The organism is Ruegeria sp. CDSA020 (genome assembly GCF_059612345.1).
The window spans coordinates 79,425-96,993 of sequence record NZ_JBXWQK010000011.1 but is presented as its reverse complement, the minus strand read 5'-3'; the positions used below and the strand labels follow the sequence as shown (position 1 = coordinate 96,993).

Here is a 17,569-nt window from a genome sequence, read left to right as displayed (position 1 = left end):
ATAAGACATTTTTGGAATATTTTGCCACTCGTGTCGTCATACTCTGCTTCTTGAAAACCAAGGAGTCACCCAATGCGCAACCGCCCCGACAGCTTCTCCACTCTTGCCATTCACCATGGCTATAACCCGATGGAAAACGAAGGAGCGTTGACGCCTCCGCTGCATCTGACCTCGACATTCGCTTTCGAAACCGCGGAAGCAGGCGGTGCGATGTTCGCGGGCGAGCAGGCAGGGCATGTTTATTCGCGCATCTCGAACCCGACTTGCGATTTGCTGGAGCAACGCATCGCGGTGCTTGAGGGGGCAGAAGCAGGATTAGCCCTGGCCTCGGGGATGGGGGCGATCACTGCAACGATGTGGACTCTTCTTGCCCCGGGGGATGAGGTCATTCTCGACAAGACGCTCTATGGCTGCACATTTTCCTTCATGCGGCACGGGCTGGCAAAATTCGGTGTGACAGTGACCCATGTGGATCTGACGGAGCCGGAAAACCTGACAGAGGCGATCAGCGGAAAAACCAAGGTGGTCTATTTTGAAACACCCGCCAATCCGAATATGCGCCTTGTAGATATCCAGTCTGTATCAGCCATTGCCCATGCCAACGGCGCCTACGTGGTGGTGGATAATACCTATGCCACGCCCTATCTGACCCAGCCAATCAAACATGGCGCAGATATCGTTCTGCACTCGGCGACGAAATATCTAGGCGGTCACGGAGATGTTGTTGCAGGGTTGCTGGCCGGATCGGCCGAGCTGGTGACTGAAATCCGCCTCTATGGGATGAAAGATATGACCGGCGCGGTCATGGCCCCGTTTAACGCGATGCTCATACTGCGCGGCCTCAAGACACTGGAATTGCGCATGGATCGGCATTGCAGCAGCGCTGCGACCATCGCCGAATATCTGGAGCAATCCGCCGGTGTGCGAAAGGTCTGGTATCCGGGACTGAGCAGTTTCGAGCAGCATGATGTCGCGCAGCGGCAGATGTCCAAATTCGGCGGCATGATTGCATTTGAACTGGATGGCGGGCTGGAAGCAGGGCGCGCGATGATGAACAGACTGCAAATGATCACCCGCGCCGTATCATTGGGAGATGCTGAAACACTGGTGCAGCACCCGGCCAGCATGACCCATTCGACCTATACGCCTGAAGAACGCACCGCACACGGCATCAGCGATGGGCTGGTGCGATTGTCCATTGGCCTGGAGGGGATCGACGACGTGATCCACGATCTCGAACAAGCCTTGCCAAGACCCCCTGTCCGCAGCGCAGCTTAAGGAAATTGACCATGTCCATTGATCTCAAGACAATTGAACAACGTCTGCTGTGGCTGTCCCACTGGATGATCCACCATGCGAACCACATTCGGCCCAAGGCTGACGGGATCAAGGTTGGCGGGCATCAGGCGTCTTCGGCGTCGATGGTATCGATCATGACCGCGTTATATTTTCAGACCCTGCGCCCGGAAGATCGCGTAGCAGTCAAACCGCATGCCTCGCCGGTCTTTCACGCGATTCAGTATCTGATGGGCAACCAGACCCGTGAGAATTTGGAGAACTTTCGCGGATTTGGTGGCGCGCAAAGCTATCCTTCCCGCACGAAAGATATCGATGACGTGGATTTTTCAACCGGGTCGGTGGGCCTTGGCGTTGCTATCACCTCGTTTGCGTCACTTGTGCAGGATTATGTAAAGGCCAAATCCTGGGGCGATACGCAAAAGCTTGGGCGCATGATCGCATTGGTTGGCGATGCTGAGCTGGACGAAGGGAATATCTATGAGGCCCTGCAAGAGGGATGGAAGAACGATCTGCGTAATTGCTGGTGGATCATTGATTATAACCGCCAGTCATTGGACGGCGTCGTGCGTGAAGGACTGTTCCAACGGATTGAGCAAATCTTCGACGCCTTCGGATGGGATGTTGTGCGGGTCAAATACGGCGCTTTGCAACGCGCTGCGTTTAAAGAGCCGGGAGGAGAGAAGCTGCGTCAATGGATTGATCAGTGCCCCAACCAGCTCTACTCGGCACTGACCTTCATGGGGGGCGCGGTGTGGCGCGAGCGACTGATGGAAACCCTCGGCGATCAAGGCGACGTAAGCGCGTTGCTTGATGCGCGCAGCGATGACCAACTGGCCGCTCTGATGGAAAATCTGGGTGGGAACTGCGTCACCACCATGGCAGATACCTTCGCCGCAATAGATCAGGACCGCCCGGTCTGTTTCCTTGCCTATACGATCAAGGGCTGGGGGACGCCGATTGCTGGCCACAAGGACAACCATGGTGGGTTGATGAACAAGACTCAGATGGCCGAATGGAAGAAATTCATGGGTGTTACTGAGGGTGATGAATGGGAGCGCTTTGCCACCATCGCAGACCCGGCAGCGTTTGAGAAAATGCTGGCAAAGACGCCCTTCTTCGCCAGCGGGCCGCGCCGATACTCAGATGACGTTATCGACGTCCCCTCAGTTGAGTTGGATCCGGGTCGTGAAATCTCGACTCAAATGGCATTCGGCAAGATTCTGGATGACCTGTCCAAAGGCAACAGCGCGCTGGCCGAGCGGATCGTGACGACCTCTCCGGATGTGACCGGTACAACCAATCTTGGCCCTTGGGTCAATCGCAGGAAACTGTTTGCGCGCACCCATCAATCCGACACTTTCAAGGCTGAAAATATCCCCTCCACCGCGAAGTGGGAGTTTACGCCAGATGGTCAGCATATCGAACTTGGCATTGCTGAAATGAACCTGTTTTTGCTTCTGGCGGCGGCAGGGCTTTCGCACTCGGTTTTTGGCAAAAGGCTTATTCCCATTGGAACGGTCTATGATCCTTTTGTGTCCCGTGGCTTGGATGCGTTGAATTACGCCTGTTATCAGGATGCCCGTTTCATGATCGTGGGCACGCCCTCTGGCGTCACTTTGGCGCCGGAAGGCGGGGCGCATCAATCAATCGCTTCGCCGCTGATTGGCATGTCGCAAGACGGGTTGGCCGCATTTGAGCCCGCCTTTGCGGATGAATTGGCGGTCATCATGGAATGGGCCTTTGCCTATATGCAAAAAGATGGCGAGGGAGATCCCGATGAACGCACGTGGTTGCGCGACGAGACCGGCGGTTCGGTCTATTTACGTCTGACGACCAACCCGATTGAGCAGCCCGGTAAACGCGTGGATGACGATTTCCGTCAGGGGGCCATCGACGGTGCCTATTGGCTACGCAAACCGGGACCGAACTGCGAAGTTGTCATTGCTTATCAGGGCGCGGTTGCCCAGGAGGCCATCAGGGCAGCGGGCCATATCGCCCAGGGGCGGCGGGATGTTGGCGTTCTGGCAGTGACCTCTGCCGACCGGTTGAACGCCGGCTGGACTGCAGCGCAACGGGCGCGCACAAATGGCATTCGGGGCGCTGAGGCACATATCGAAACGCTGCTGGCAGATGTGCCGCGCGACTGCGCATTGATCACAGTTATCGACGGACACCCGGCAACGTTGTCCTGGTTGGGTGCCGTTCATGGCCACAAAACGATTCCGCACGGTGTGGAGCATTTCGGCCAGACCGGGTCTATTGCGGATTTGTACCGTCATTTCCGCATTGACGCCAACGCGTTGATCCAATCAGCTGGCGAATTGTCCCATGGTCGTAAAATCCCTCCGATTGTGGCTATAGCATAGCAACAGCAGACATTGGTTCACGTTGCTGCGTCTGTATCTATGGGCTCTCCTGTCGCCACTCTCTGCGGAGCGCTTCAACTGGTGGTAACAGCCCATTTTGTGAGTCCGGTTTTCATGCTGCGTGCGCTCGCGGTGTGGGAAATGCTGCGGTAGCGTAAAGTATGGTGCTGTCGGGCAGCGGGAAAAGCCGCCATTCGTACAGAGTGCAGCAAGGATCAGGGGCTGAATTTACGCAATGCAGGACAATTCTGCCATTCGGCCTCGCGGTCCGAACGGCAGGTTTGTATTCCAAGCAAGTTTGCTTAGCTCATAGCGTTATACGTAATCAGCCGCATCCAACGTTTCGCCGTTCATATTGCCTTCGATGGCAGCAACGTAGGCCTTTGCAGTGTCTGCCGCCGATAAGCCCGTGCTTGAATCCATACCCATCATCTCCATCGTTTCTTTGACGAAGACAGGGCTGACGGTGTTTATCCGCAGGTCGCGATCAAGTTCGAGTGCTGCAGCCTTGGCGAAGGATTCCAGCGCGCCATTGGCGATGCTGATCACCACCGAGCCCGGCAACGGTTCTCGTGACAGTATGCCAGCAGTAAGCGTGAACGATCCACCATCGCTGATATGTCTCTGTCCAACGCGGACAAGGTTGATCTGGCCCATCAGCTTGTTGCCAAGCGCAAGATCGTAAGCCGTGTCGTCCAGCTCGTTGAAGGGCGCAAAACCGGCAAGCCCAGCGGTGCTGATCACGGCGTCAACGGTGCTGATATCCTTGAACATCGCCTCAATGGACTTATTAGAACCGAGATCGACTTTCACATCGCCGTCGCTGTATCCGGCGCTGATGATTTCATGGTTTGCAGACAGAGCTTTTGCGACTGCACCGCCGATGAGGCCGGTTGCGCCTACGATAAGGATTTTCATGGGTATTCTCCGATAGTGAAGGGCCTCGCGTTGCCGCGTTTTAGTCGCAACGCGAAGCCGTGAGCGGGGTTAAGGTTTGACGCTGTAGTCCAGTTCTAGAGGGGCTGGGCCTTCAGCCGGACCGACGAGCTGTTCGATCTGCAGGCGGAAACGCTCGACCTGATCGCGCTTCAGCATGAACCGGTGGAAGTCTGCAGGTGAGGTGTTGTAATGCAGGTGAGATTTGTAGCCATCGGGCGATTCAACATCCATGCGCACTGGGAACTGCAGCCACTTGCCCTGGAATTCCTCCGAGAGCATCCAGTTCAGGTAGAGCTTGGCAGCCGCCTTGTTCTTGGCATCGGTCGGGATGGCCGCAGTCTGGAACCAAGTTAGGAAATAATCTTCTTCGGGCAGCACGAGGCGGGTGTCGCTGCCTTCAAATGACACAAATGCCCAGGATGTTGTGAAACTTGCGCCATACCAGCCTTTGTCAATCGCGACATATGGCATTGACGTGCCGCGCACCCAGACCGGCTCGGTCGCTACGAGTTTTTCCAGATACTCCCAACCGTATTTCTCTTTCAGGTTCCAGAACTGGTACAGAACGGCGTCATCGGTGTGCGGGTAGGTCAGGATGACTTTGCCTTTTAACGCCGGGTCCAGATAGTCCAGCGCATCGCGCGGAGCGTCATCTTCATTGATCAAGCTGGAGTTGAACACATTGGTGAAGGCCACGCCGAACAGACCAACCCAGTTTCCGTGCGGGTCCTTGTAGTCCGGGTAAACCTTCTCCCAGTTCCTGGGTTTGTATCGCTCCAGCAACCCGCGCTCAGCATAATAGTCGTAGTCATGCAGCGTTTGCAGTTGGATGATGTCTGGCACTTCAGACTTGTCCGCATCATTGCGGGCGTTGTCGTAACGCGATGCATGATAAAAGCTCAGATCAACGCTGTGTGTGACATTGACCTTTGGAAAACGTTCTTTGAACATATTCAGATATTAATCGGCCTGATCGTCCTTATCGCCTCCCGCCCGGATGACGAGCTCGCCGCCTTCGGCAACGGCTTCGGCATAAAGCTCGTCAAGCGACTTGGTTTCAATCTCTGTTGCAAGCGCAGGGCTTGCAAAAAGCAATCCTACAACAGCACTCATGAGCACATGCTTCATAAGGATATCCTTTCGATAGATGGATGGGTGGTTATGCTGCGACTTCTTTGCCGGTGGCATACTGGTAGGACCGGCCAAGGATGGATTTGATGATGGCAAGTTCGGTCTCGTCACGTGGCGAATAGACCATGACCAGCCCAACGGGACGGCGGCCCAGATCGACCAGAGTGTGATGTTCACCCCAACCTTTCTTGACTACTTCCAGCGCGGCAGCTTGGGGCAGTTGCACATGCATGCTGCCATTGTCGGGTTTGGGGTGAATGTGGGCGATCTCGAGCCCGATCATGAAGGCATCATGATTGCAGACAGCGCCGTCATGCATGACCATCGCGCGAGCGCCGGGAACCGACACAAGGCTGTGCGCCTCATCAACACCTGCCAGGGAAAACGCCCAGTCGCGCATCTGGTCAACGATGTCGTCAGGACCGTGTTGGGTGACCTGGGCATGCGGCAGGCCATGTGTGGATTCCGGCTTGGGACCAACACGCTCAGGCAGGTTCAGGGAAGTATGCATCTCGTGTCTCCATTGTTCGCTTGAACAACAGATAGCTTGTTACAATGCGCAAAATAATTCACAGTTTAGACAAGGAGAGCTTGCATGAATGCACAGAAACTGGAGTGGAGCGACATCCCTTTTGTACTTGCTGTCTGCGAGGCTGGTAGCCTGTCTGGAGCCGCGCGCCAGTTGGGGGTCAACCATTCGACCGTCTTTCGCAGGATTGAAGGAGTTGAAGCCCGGTTAGGTGTCACCCTGTTTGAACGTTTGAGTCACGGTTACGTCATGACAGCGGCTGGGGAACATTTCTTCCGAAACGGGCTTCAGCTGCGCGATGGTATGAACAGTATCGAACGGGAGTTGGGTGGCCAGGACCTGCGATTGGCAGGCGCGTTGACGGTGACGACAACGGATTCACTGCTCCACTGTCTGACCCCGGTGTTTTCAGAGTTTCAACGGAAATATCCAGACATAGAATTGCGGCTCTTATCTGGCACGCGCCCTCTCGATCTGATGCAGCGTGACGCAGATATTGCACTGCGCCCGACAGGCGCCCCGCCGGAACACTGGATCGGTCGCGATCTGACCCATCTCGCCTATGCTGTTTATGCGCGCAAAAATTACCTCGATGCAATGCGAGATCAGCCTGCAAACGAGCACCGTTGGATCAGGCTGAATGACAGTCTCAACCAATCGCCGATGAGCCAGATCACCTTGCGGCACAAAACCGAGGGAGCGCCGGTAACTGTATCCAGTTCTCTGATGGGTGTCTTCGATCTGGTTCGCGGCGGCCTCGGATTTGGAGCACTGCCATGCTATTTGGGCGAAGCTTACCCTGATCTTGTTCGCGTCCACGATCCTGAGGAAAAGTTTGATTCCAACCTCTGGATGCTGGCTCATCCTGATATCCGCAGGAGCGCCCGAGTTCACGCTTTCTTCGAGTTTGCGACCGTTAGAATTCGAGAGGTGTTGTCGGGTATTTGCTAAACGCAAGATCCGCTGAACCGACATTCGTGTATTGAGCAGCATTTGCAACTTTGGGCTCGTTACAGACCTCGGAGCAGGCGCAGCGTAAGCCCCTGCCCAGATTCCACGACCTATCTTACGGCCCAGAGCCGACATCGACGATCTGGTCAGTCGCTGCGCCGCGGCCTTCGTTTTGCGGTCATTCGCATGAGTGTCATCCACTCAAGCCGATCTTGCGGGTGCTGCTTCGGATGGTTATGATAAGAATGCTTCTAGGGAAAGCCTCCAGGTCCGCGGAAAGCTGTCATCGGCATCTCTATCAACAATACGACAGCCTTATTTCGGTATGTCTCATGCTCGGATTCAGCGGACCATCGAGCCAAAAGTGAGGACACCGATGACAAAATCCCTGGACCAATTGCGCCGCGATGCCAAAGCACTTCGCAAAGACTATGAAGCAGGCGAATTACGCGCCCGTCAACGCATCGCAAACTATCCACCTCGACCGGAGGCAACAGCACTCAGGCACTCGGACTATTTGCACGTAATTGCGTGCGAGAACAGTTTTCCGACCTGGCCTGCCTTAAAGTTCGCAGCCGAACTACTAGGCATGGACAGAGCCGCCAAACGGCAGCGCCTGAAACTGGCTCTCGCTCAGGGTCATTTTACGGCTGTTGATCAACTTCTGGCTGACGCGCCCGATCTGGCTGACGGAGATTTCGGGCTGTGTCTGGCCCTTTATCGCAAGTCGGATGTGTTGGAATTTCTCAACCAAACGCCGAAACTGGCGACCCAGCTTATTGGCGATCTGGCGCCGCCTTTGACGATCCTCGCCCGGTCCAAGTGGATTCATCGCGCATCCGGGCTGGCCAATGACATGCTTGATATCGCAAATGCCCTTTTGGAATCTGGTGCTGATGTTGATCTTGGTGCGCCGGTCTACCATGGCAACGACTACAAGCTATCACCGCTCTACTTCGCCATAGGCCATTCGGACAATATGGTTCTTGGGCAATGGCTGCTGGAGAACGGCGCAAATCCGAACGACGGCGAGAGCCTTTATCACTCAACCGAGCTGGGTCATCATAAGGGATTGCAACTGCTTCTGGATCATGGCGCCGACCCGAAGGGGACAAACGCATTGCTGCGCGCGATGGACTTCCATGACACAACGGCGGTTCAGATGCTTCTCGACCACGGGGCTAAAGTAGATGAATTTGACGGGACGCATGTTGGCGGCGAGGCACCGTGGGTCGTCCCTGCGCTACACCAGGCGGCGCGAAGGATGGCCACGCCAGATATGGTCGAGCTTCTTCTTGAAAATGGAGCCGATCTGAATCGGCCCTTTGAAAACACTACGCCCTATGCTTATGCGCGGGTATTTGGAAATGTCAGTTTGGCGAGGATGCTCGAAGAGCGCGGCGCAGATACGACCTTGAGTGAAATCGAAACTACATTGAGTGCCGTTGCCGATGGCGTTCAGCCGCCATGCAACCTTGACCCAGACAAGATACCTGACGCTTACCGCAATATCATTCGAATGATATTGCACATCCCGGGAAAACTGGATCACGTTCGACGACTGGTCGCCGTAGGAGTTGAAAATGACCGTCCAGATACCGAAGGATTGACACCGGTGCAGGTTGCCGGATGGGAGGGCTTGCCAGACGTCATGGAGTACCTACTGTCGTTAAAGCCAGACCTGACACATGTGAACGGCTATGGAGGAACACTTCTGTCTACAGTTATTCATGGGTCGGAGAACTGCCCGCAGCGTTTAGACCGCGACTATACTCGGTGCCTGAGTCTAGCATTGCGGGAAGGCGTCGCTCTTCCGCGCCGTGCCATAGAACTGGCAAGCCAAGATGCCGTAGCCGAGTTTTTGTCAGATTGGGCGGAGCTATATCCCGAGCAAGTTGTCGACGGTGGTGTCGCCTAAACTGGTTTATGCGATCATGACAGGAGGCGAAGGCGGAAGGCAGGATTCACCATACCATTCCGCCTCCGCACGGTTATGAATTCGAAAAGAAATCCGTAACAGCGTCGATGATCATCTCATGCTTGGCAGCACGTGCTGTGCCGCCATTTGAGCAGATGATTTCGTCTCCCGGTTCTTCTCTTGCGAGCAGTTCGTAGCCTCCGGGCTTGCAGCGACCCAGGAAGTCAAAATGCGATAGCGTCTCGGGCTCGATATAGCGTGCATTCTGCGTGGGTAGCGCGGCAATCAGGGCACGGGATTCAATGTCGAGGGTCAGACCAGAATTCATGATCGGCGCCCCAAGGACCAACATCGGTCGGTCAATTTTCCGAAGGCTCGCTTCGGAAAAGCTCTGTGTTCCGCCAAGATCAAAAACTGCAAATGCCTTGATCCGAGCATCAGACAGGTCAGCTTCCATCTGAGCGCGATCTTCAGGTGTTTGCGCGATTTTCCAACCCGAAAGGATGCCACAAGCCAGTTCGTTTGGCTGAGTGTCGCAAAACAGATTTAACCCAGCCGCGTCGTACCGCGCGCCGGCAAGGGCAACAGCCGTAAAGCCACCCAGTGAGTGTCCCGCCATATAGATTCTGTCTGTATCGACATACCTCGCAAAATCAGACGAACCGGTTGCATGGTCAATGACACGGGAAATGTCCTTTGGCCGCTCCCATAATTGCCGAGTCAGCTCGGGGTCGCGAGACCAGGTTGATGTACCAGGATGGCTGATGGCGGCCACAATGTAACCGTGTCGTGCCAACGCACCGGCAAGCCACGCCTGATTGTAAGCGTTGCCAAACATACCATGAGATAAGACAACAAGTGGGAACCGGCTGGTCACTGGCGCAGCATCTTTCACGACTTTTGTCCCCACCCACACTTCACTTTCGAAGTCGTAAGTCTCTGGTCCAGTTGCATCTGTTGGATACCAAATAAATCCAGACAGATCGCGTTCTCCCTCAACGTCGGCGACTTTCAGTTCTGTCATTGCAGCCCGATAGGGCTGAGCAAATGCCGTGGCAGCGAACATAGCTAAGAATCCTGCAAGAAGGTGAGAAGATTGTCTCATCGAAAGCTCCGATCATCATTCAAGATAAGTCAAAGCTGAGCCGTAGGTTTATTTGAAACAATGCTTTGCACTGCCTATACCTGTCCTTGATCCTGATTGAGGACAGGTCTCGATAGAAAGAGGACAAATGGACAGCCCCGGGTTGATCAGTTTCCCCCTGCCGCTGGCGACAGCGTTTCTTTGCGGTGTGCTTACCATGCTGGCTTGGCGGCTGGATCTGGGCTTTCGTCTGGCCAACATGTTGTTCTCGGCCTTCTTTGGGTTGGGCGCCTTCTCATCCCTGTTGGTCGGTCTGCGATTTGGCTATGGAGTCGAGGAGTTGATCCCGCTGCAACGCAGTTTGCCCTTGTTCCTCGGACCGCTCCTGTATCTGAGCTTTGCATCGATGGCTGTCGAAAGGCACGACGTCGCCAAGATCGTCATGATGCACCTAGGTGCGCCTTTCATTTTGATTGGGTTGTATCTGCTCTTGGCCAGCGACTTGAGAAGTATGGATTGGGTAATCAGTGCCAGCTACTCGTATTATTGCGTCGCTCTCTTCTTACTTTGGCGGAAGGGGCCCGACGCACTGAGTCAAGCACGGGTCGATGTCACCCAGGCGCTTTCCAACTGGCTTTTACGCGGCATTGGATTTCTTGTCTTTGTACTGGTTTTGGATAGCGCGATCGCAATCGACTTTGCATTCAACAAGGGCGCCAATGCCTCAATGCTGATTTCTTACGGAACTGTTCCGTTGATCTTTCTTCTTCTTGCGACGTCAATCACGCTCCCAGTGATGTTCTCCAAAGCCGACGCGGTGTCATACGCAGCGCCAGTAGCCAATACTGAAGATGCGAAAGTCCTAGAACGACTGCAGGCATTGTTGGATGAACAACAGCTTTTTTTGGACCCCAACATAACTGTCCAACGACTTGCCAAGCGCTTAAGCCTTCCGGCCCGCACTGTGTCGTCTGCTGTCAACAGAACTCAAGGAACCAACATGTCGCAATACGTGAACGAGTTCCGTTTGACGCATGCGGCCCGGTTGCTTGCAGAAACTAATGAAAGCGTTGCCAACATCGCTACTCAATCAGGGTTTTTGGCACGCTCCAACTTCTATCGTGCATTCCAACGGGTCTACGGACGATCGCCTATCGAGTACCGCGCACTTCGAAATTCAAAAGAGAAACCACAATTCGACGACCATAATCCGCAAAATTCCAAGCATTCACACTCGGCGTAAATACTTGGTCACAAATCGAATGACAGTAGTCTCGGCTCGAAGCCGCGTCCGTGGCGCAGCCTTCATGCTGCGTTAGCAAAGTCACAATCTCAGTGAATGAATGTGCCGACAACAGGCTAGGACTTCGCGCCAATCGCGAATGGAACCGCATAGCTTGCTCATTGCAAGGCTGGTAAGCATTCCGCTGCTCAGAACACCGACTTGTTCAGAGAGCTTTGGCTCACTTTCTCCATATACGGTGAAATGAAACATACCGGTTTCGTTATCTTCGTCTGTGACGAACGCCCAGACAGATGCGTCGCAAACTTTTCGAAAGACTAGAACCAGTTTATGCTTTTTCACAACCCACCTATTCAATGTGGCGTGGTCAACGCGCACACTGCGTTCAGCCATGATCTCTCTTTTACTTGCCCACGTAGTGCAAGTCCGCCAGCCACAAAGAAGTGCCTCTCCTGACCGTGAACTTGAAGTCAGTCTGGCCGTCATTCAAACCTGCTCGCAGAAGATCAGCAATCGTATCTTGCCCATCGATATTTTCATCTGTCGGAAAATATGCTGTCAGCTGGTCGTTCGGTTTCAGAGTTGTGCCTGGGCCTACATCTTCTGGGACATGAGCCACGCTCGTAACCCATTTTCCATTCTCTGCATATTGAGTTTGAAAAACGACGCCATTCGACAAGGTCGTGTCTTGTACGACACCCAGAGTAACGTCCCGCACTTCGACACCGTCTCTTGGGTTAGAAAGCCCGATGGTCACATCCATGGTTCCCTCTTGCGAAGGAGTAGCCCCAGATTGAAGTAGAACGGCAGCGATGGAGTTCAGATCATTGATTTCAATCCCATTGACAGAGTCAATACGCAGCCCCGCGTGAACCCAAACCGGGGCCTCGCTAGCGACGTATTCCACAGTATCGGGACTATCCGCCGACGCTACAAAAGGCAAAAGAACCTTCCATTCAGACTTCACTGAAGTCGGCCCTAAATCCTGAACGATTTGAGTGGTAGTATCAGCTTCGACATTCGCCTGATCTGTGTCGCCAGTGCTCACTTTAGCAGCAACTTCATCGTTAGCCTGCGCGCGCGATTCTGCCTCTGCCATCGCCATTGCGACTGCTTCGATCTCAGCCTGTGCTCGGGCTTGCGCTTCTGCTGCGGCTTTGGCTGCCGCTTCGACTTCGGCCTGCGCGCGGGCTTCTGCCTCTGCCGCGGCTTTGGCGGCCGCTTCAACCTCGGCTTGCGCGCGTGCTTCTGCCTCGACAGCGGCTTTGGCACGTGCTTCGGCTTCGGCTTGGGCAGCCGCCTGAGCAGCCGCTTCGGCCTCAGCCTGTGCACGAGCTTCCGATTCAGTTTCCGCTTTGGCGCGGGCTTCGGCTTCGGCCTGAGCCGCTGCCTGAGCTGCGGCTTCGGCCTCAGCACGCGCTATGGTCTCTGCCTGCGCGCGGGCTTCGGCTTGGGCCAGTCGTGCCTCGGCTTCTGCGACCCGTGCGGTGGCATCTGCGATTGCTTCTGCCGTCGCCGCTGCTTCGATCTCAGCTTGGGCGCGGGCTTCAGCTTCGGCAGCCAAAACGTCCTCTTGCGTTGCTTGTGGCTCGGAGGATGGTGAAAATGCTCCGATGGCCAGCACGCCGACTACGGCACCTACAACTCCAAATGCCAGCAGCCCGCCGGTTATTGCGACACGATTGATTCCGCCGGATGAAGAGACCGCAACTCTAACATCCTGTTCAACGGCGGTCGGTTCGGTCAAGTGATCTATCGCCTCGAGCCACTCATCAGCGGTTTGAAAGCGATCCTTTGGCATCGCCGACATAGCCTTGTCGAGCGCTTCGAGAAAGACGTCATCATACTTATCAAAGCGCCCCTGCAAAGGTTTGCATGGATCGGGCTTTTGCTCGGCAATCGCAGAGACCCGAGTCTGGCTGTCTGGCGCGCGCTCTCCGGTGATCACATGATAGAATGTTGCCGCCAAGGAATAGAGGTCGCTAAACGGCCCTTGCACGCCGTCAGTGACATAAAATTCCTGTGGGGAATAGCCATCCTTGACTGCGCGTAAGGCAGACAAAACACGGTTTGTTTTCCTATTTTGCTCACGCGCAGCACCAAAATCAATCAATACAGGTATCTTGTTGGGTCCGACCAGAATGTTGTCAGGCGATATGTCCCGATGCAACATCCCTTGCTTGTGCATAAATGCGACCGCATCCAGAATCTGCCGCAGGATCGACATGACATCGGCTTCGTCCAGCTGGGTTTCAGCGTCGTCGATTGCGTCCAAAAGGTCCGGGCCTTCAACGAAGTCCAGTGCCATATAGGCAGTGTCGTTGTCCTCAAAGACTTGGTGCACACCAACGATATTGGGGTGATCCATAGTTGCCAGGCGCTGGGCTTCGTTGATGAAGTGCCGCACAATCTGGCGAAGATCTTCTTTGTGTTTTTGCACACGAGCCTTCACCAGCAGATTCTGTCGGCGCGCGAACATGGCTGGAAAACACTCTTTGATGACCACCTTGCGGTTGAGACTGTCATTGGCCAGATAGGTAATGCCGAAGCCGCCGCTGTTCAGGTAGTGGTCAATTTTGTACTGACCATGCAACAACCGGGCGCCTGCAGGGAGGTCGTCTGCGGAAGAGGCTCCGATCATCTGACCCGTATCTTCATCACCAGTCGTTACTAGTTTCATTACGTTGCCCATGCCTCGTCCCGTCCGTTATCGTCCCTTGCACATCAGGAATTATTCAATTTCCAATCACAAAACGTTTCTCAGTTATACACACTCTTTACGCGAGTCCGTTTGTTTCGTGATTTCCAGTATGCACACTGTTCGATCCAAGTTGGTCAGCGTAGGAAGTCAGTACATACAAACGTTTTACTTTTGCTTTACCGGAACCGGAACCATTGAACGGTTAAGCTATTTTGCAAAGGTTCACGACGCCTTCAAACATGTGATAATCTCAATCAAACCTTGTTTTAGCTATATGTTAGATCTTGGCTTTCAGATTTGCGGCAATGCAAGACGATCGAATGCCACGAGAGTAGTGGCGGCGCATGTTGTTTACCAGCTGCGCGAAGATTTCGACCGCACGATTAGAATTCATGAATGTAGCCTGGTCAATTGACCCCTCAACTGGGGTGCGGATGGACATCAGCGTCTTGTAGCCACCTATGATTTCCAGAGCCTGAACCACGCAATCGTAGTCTACTGTTTCACCTTCGCATGAGTCGCAGTAGCGTTTTACGATGTTCAAGTATTTATCGGTTTCACTGATGCGGGAAATGCTTTCGTTCAAGCGAACCAAATCGACACTTTCAGGCAAGTCCGAGCCCCGGCCCAGCATCACTGTCGTGAACTGGTTGGCTTCGTCGGAAAAATGCTGATTGAGGTTCAACAGTCGTGCCAGTCGTTTGAGACCCAACAACCCCGAAACACGTTTGGGATTGGATTCTTCCACAAAGGCCCGCATCGTGATCGCCTTGTTTTCCCGCGCCATATAAGCTTCGATCCACTTGAGAAAACCGGCTTCGGACAGGCCGTAGTTTTCTGAAGGCATGGAATTGATCAGATCAAAACGGCCGTTATTCAGTGTATTCCACAGTACATACTCGGCGCCTTCAATCTCACCATGAGTTTGCAGTGCTATCGCATTACTGATTGGCTGACGACCAACCCGATATCCAAAGATGGCCTCGCCGTGTTTTTGTAGGGCAGGATTGCTCAGAGCAAGCAACCAGTTTACGGTTCCCTTATGGGGATCCGGTGCACGAAGAAGCTGGTCTCGTGCCTGATGATTGATCAAGTAATCGGAAAATCCTCCAGGTACGGTATCGCGATCGATCTGACCAAGGATCATTTGCGCCGACGTGTTCCCCTGACTGGCCGCTTCCGACAAACCTTGCAGGCCTACGGCCTCGCTACCATTGAGCCAGCTGTCTACTGCGGTTTTGTATGGGTCTTCCTGCGCGACAGCCGCCCCTGACAATTGCAGTAGGAAAACATTGGCCAATACTGCGAGCATTCTCATACTACGTTACTCCATTGAATTATCGTCTTGGTCACTGACCGTTGTATTCCCGTTCCGAAGCTGCGTTGGCGCTTCGCTACTGGGATGTGGTGACGACGTCTCGCAACCAGACTTCCACTCGGCGGTTGATACGGCGACCATTCTCAGTGTCGTTGCAACTTAGCGGCGAGATCTCACCATAACCCAGAGTTCGGATGGTTAACCCGTCCAGGCTGTTGCTAGGCGCTGCTTGTAGCAACGCATTGCTAACTTGTTTGGCACGCTGCTGACTGAGTGATCGGTTGGATCCGCCAGCACCGACAGAGTCTGTGTATCCGATCAAAAGAAGTTCTTTGTTTGTGGTTTCTTCCTTGGCAAGCAATGAAGCAAGGCGCCTTATGTCGTCCTGTGCCCGCGTATCCAGGCGAGAGGATCCGAATGCAAACCGAAAGGTTATAGAACTACGGTCGGCACCCGACAGCTCAGCCGACATTTCCTGCAACTGTTTCAGAGTAACCTCTGCATCGGTTGGCATAACTGCACCAAGATAGCGTAGTCCCTGCTCATTGGGGCCTTGCAGGGATTCACCAAGTGACACAAAGCCCGAAGCATCAATTGTCTCTTGCGCCTTTTCGCTTTCGAGGAATTGCATGAAGCGGTTCAACTGTGCTGGCGCAGTTTTGCCGGTATATGCATACAAGCGTCGGCTAAGCGGGTATTCTTCTGTCTTGATGGTGAAAGGTGTCGCTGGAACCTGAATCCCACAAACACCGCGAATTGCAAGAACCTTGGCCTCATCAGCACTTGCGAGGCTGGTAATTCCGATACCAAGCGGATCAGAAGCAACTGCTGCAGCCAATTCCGTGTCTGTTTCGAAAAAGCTTGTATCGCTCGCGTATGTTGCGCCCACGGGGCTCATGATCAGGTCATTGAAAACCAACGCAGTTCCGCTTTCAGGCACTCGCATGTAAAGCTGGATCGGGGCATCGGGCCCACCAATCTGGCTCCAGTTGGAAATGGCTCCGGAAAATATTCGCGCTAGATCCTGTTCGGCGACTGCCCGCAGTTGGTTACTTTGCGATGTAATAACAACTAGACCGTCCAGCGCAAAAATTTTCTCGTTTTCACTCGTGGTGATATCCCCGAGTCCAGCCTGCGATGCGCTCGCCAGCTCGTCGGGTTGAACAGGGCGTGTGGTCACTGCCAGTGCTGAGTTTCCATCGACCAGTTGTTTGATCCCGTCTGCGGAGTCACCACCCATCAAGGAGACTTCGGCCAAAAACTCGCCTAGTTCGTTACGGAGCAGTAGCTTATCGACACCTTCTTCCTCAGAGCGCAAAGCAGTGCCGCCAATCTCCTCACCGAATTGCGTCGTAAGATCAGCGAATAAGACATCGACCAGGCGAGAAGAACCAGAAATGCCATATTCGACCGGACCTTCGTTCCGACTGGGGCAGGCTTCGCCAATGCATTCAACTTTGAAAGCGTCAACCGTGATTGTACCAACCACCGTCCGGAGTTCGTAATTGGCGCCATCAAAATCTATTAGCTCTCCGGTCAGAGTCATTCCGCCGTCTAAACTGTTCAATTGAACAGTTTCAGCGTTTGCCATGGTCGCGACGGACAACATCAACGCACCAGAGGTAGTTTTCAGGACCCGATTTAACATTTTCCTAACCTCAAACTTCTGATTATTGATTCTCGTTTTACTCAAGGTTGTTTCGCAAAAACTGATACAACCTTCATAATTTCTTAATGACGTAGCGGTACGCGGGAAGTTTAGTCAAGGCTGCAGCGGGGATACATAAAATTGCCTTGCTTCCCCCCACTTATGGACACGTTTGAGGCAGATTCTGACCACAGTTGGCGCTCTTTCTTAGCTTGTATCCGAAGCTGGCGCGATTCAACGTCGAATTGAGTCGTGATTTTAGGGGCTCAGGTTTTCCCTGAGATTTCCCAGAACGAACCTCATACCTTTCTTGCCACGCATTCGCAGCCTTTGACCTAGGTGATTCTTAACTATTTCGAGCACTCGAACGGTTCTGTTACAAAGTTCTGAACCTGCCGAGCGGTTTCAGCAATCACTCGTGAGTTAGGACGCGAGCTCGGCG

General features: G+C 53.9%; 13 protein-coding genes. 5 read left to right on the top strand and 8 right to left on the bottom strand.

All coding sequences use genetic code 11. The annotated features are described in order from the left end of the window. The first annotated feature begins 72 nt into the window (after positions 1 to 72). Entirely contained in the window at positions 73 to 1,278 is a 1,206-nt protein-coding gene (locus AC2FJW_RS17660) for a methionine gamma-lyase (protein WP_496750866.1), read from the top strand. Between the two features lie 11 nt (positions 1,279 to 1,289). Further along, complete coding sequence (locus AC2FJW_RS17655) at positions 1,290 to 3,665, top strand: thiamine pyrophosphate-binding protein (protein WP_496750864.1); 2,376 nt, start codon at positions 1,290 to 1,292, stop codon at positions 3,663 to 3,665. Positions 3,666 to 3,980: 315 nt separating this feature from the next. Here AC2FJW_RS17655 and AC2FJW_RS17650 read toward each other — a convergent pair whose 3' ends face one another. The 4 genes from AC2FJW_RS17650 to AC2FJW_RS17635 form a co-directional block, all read right to left on the bottom strand. After that, positions 3,981 to 4,583 (bottom strand): short chain dehydrogenase, encoded by a 603-nt coding sequence (locus AC2FJW_RS17650; protein WP_496750862.1) that lies wholly within the window; start codon positions 4,581 to 4,583, stop codon positions 3,981 to 3,983. Between the two features lie 69 nt (positions 4,584 to 4,652). Then, the gene (locus AC2FJW_RS17645; protein ID WP_496750860.1) at positions 4,653 to 5,555 is read right to left on the bottom strand and encodes an ABC transporter substrate-binding protein; all 903 of its coding nucleotides are present in this window, start codon (positions 5,553 to 5,555) and stop codon (positions 4,653 to 4,655) included. 9 nt (positions 5,556 to 5,564) lie between these two features. After that, complete coding sequence (locus AC2FJW_RS17640) at positions 5,565 to 5,732, bottom strand: hypothetical protein (RefSeq protein ID WP_496750859.1); 168 nt, start codon at positions 5,730 to 5,732, stop codon at positions 5,565 to 5,567. 31 nt (positions 5,733 to 5,763) lie between these two features. Beyond that, complete coding sequence (locus tag AC2FJW_RS17635) at positions 5,764 to 6,246, bottom strand: luciferase domain-containing protein (RefSeq protein ID WP_496750857.1); 483 nt, start codon at positions 6,244 to 6,246, stop codon at positions 5,764 to 5,766. Positions 6,247 to 6,330: 84 nt separating this feature from the next. Here AC2FJW_RS17635 and AC2FJW_RS17630 point away from each other — a divergent pair, with 84 nt between their 5' ends. Together AC2FJW_RS17630 and AC2FJW_RS17625 are read left to right on the top strand one after the other, a co-directional pair. Continuing rightward, a complete protein-coding gene (locus AC2FJW_RS17630; protein ID WP_496750855.1) occupies positions 6,331 to 7,215 on the top strand; it encodes a LysR family transcriptional regulator in 885 nt (294 codons plus the stop codon). A gap of 376 nt (positions 7,216 to 7,591) precedes the next feature. Next, a complete protein-coding gene (locus AC2FJW_RS17625) occupies positions 7,592 to 9,133 on the top strand; it encodes an ankyrin repeat domain-containing protein (protein ID WP_496750854.1) in 1,542 nt (513 codons plus the stop codon). A gap of 73 nt (positions 9,134 to 9,206) precedes the next feature. Here the strand turns inward: AC2FJW_RS17625 and AC2FJW_RS17620 are convergent, their stop codons facing one another. After that, on the bottom strand, positions 9,207 to 10,157 hold the full coding sequence (locus tag AC2FJW_RS17620) for an alpha/beta hydrolase family protein (protein WP_496750852.1): 951 nt from the start codon (positions 10,155 to 10,157) through the stop codon (positions 9,207 to 9,209). Positions 10,158 to 10,365: 208 nt separating this feature from the next. Here AC2FJW_RS17620 and AC2FJW_RS17615 point away from each other — a divergent pair, with 208 nt between their 5' ends. Beyond that, entirely contained in the window at positions 10,366 to 11,460 is a 1,095-nt protein-coding gene (locus tag AC2FJW_RS17615) for a helix-turn-helix domain-containing protein (protein ID WP_496698501.1), read from the top strand. Between the two features lie 403 nt (positions 11,461 to 11,863). Here AC2FJW_RS17615 and AC2FJW_RS17610 read toward each other — a convergent pair whose 3' ends face one another. From AC2FJW_RS17610 to AC2FJW_RS17600, 3 genes are all read right to left on the bottom strand, one after another. Next, entirely contained in the window at positions 11,864 to 14,140 is a 2,277-nt protein-coding gene (locus AC2FJW_RS17610; protein ID WP_496750850.1) for a serine/threonine protein kinase, read from the bottom strand. Positions 14,141 to 14,438: 298 nt separating this feature from the next. After that, positions 14,439 to 15,461, bottom strand: coding sequence for a hypothetical protein (locus AC2FJW_RS17605; protein WP_496750848.1), 1,023 nt, complete (start codon positions 15,459 to 15,461; stop codon positions 14,439 to 14,441). A gap of 94 nt (positions 15,462 to 15,555) precedes the next feature. Beyond that, positions 15,556 to 17,070, bottom strand: a complete 1,515-nt coding sequence (locus AC2FJW_RS17600; RefSeq protein WP_496750846.1) for a phosphate ABC transporter substrate-binding/OmpA family protein — start codon at positions 17,068 to 17,070, stop codon at positions 15,556 to 15,558. Positions 17,071 to 17,569: the final 499 nt, after the last annotated feature.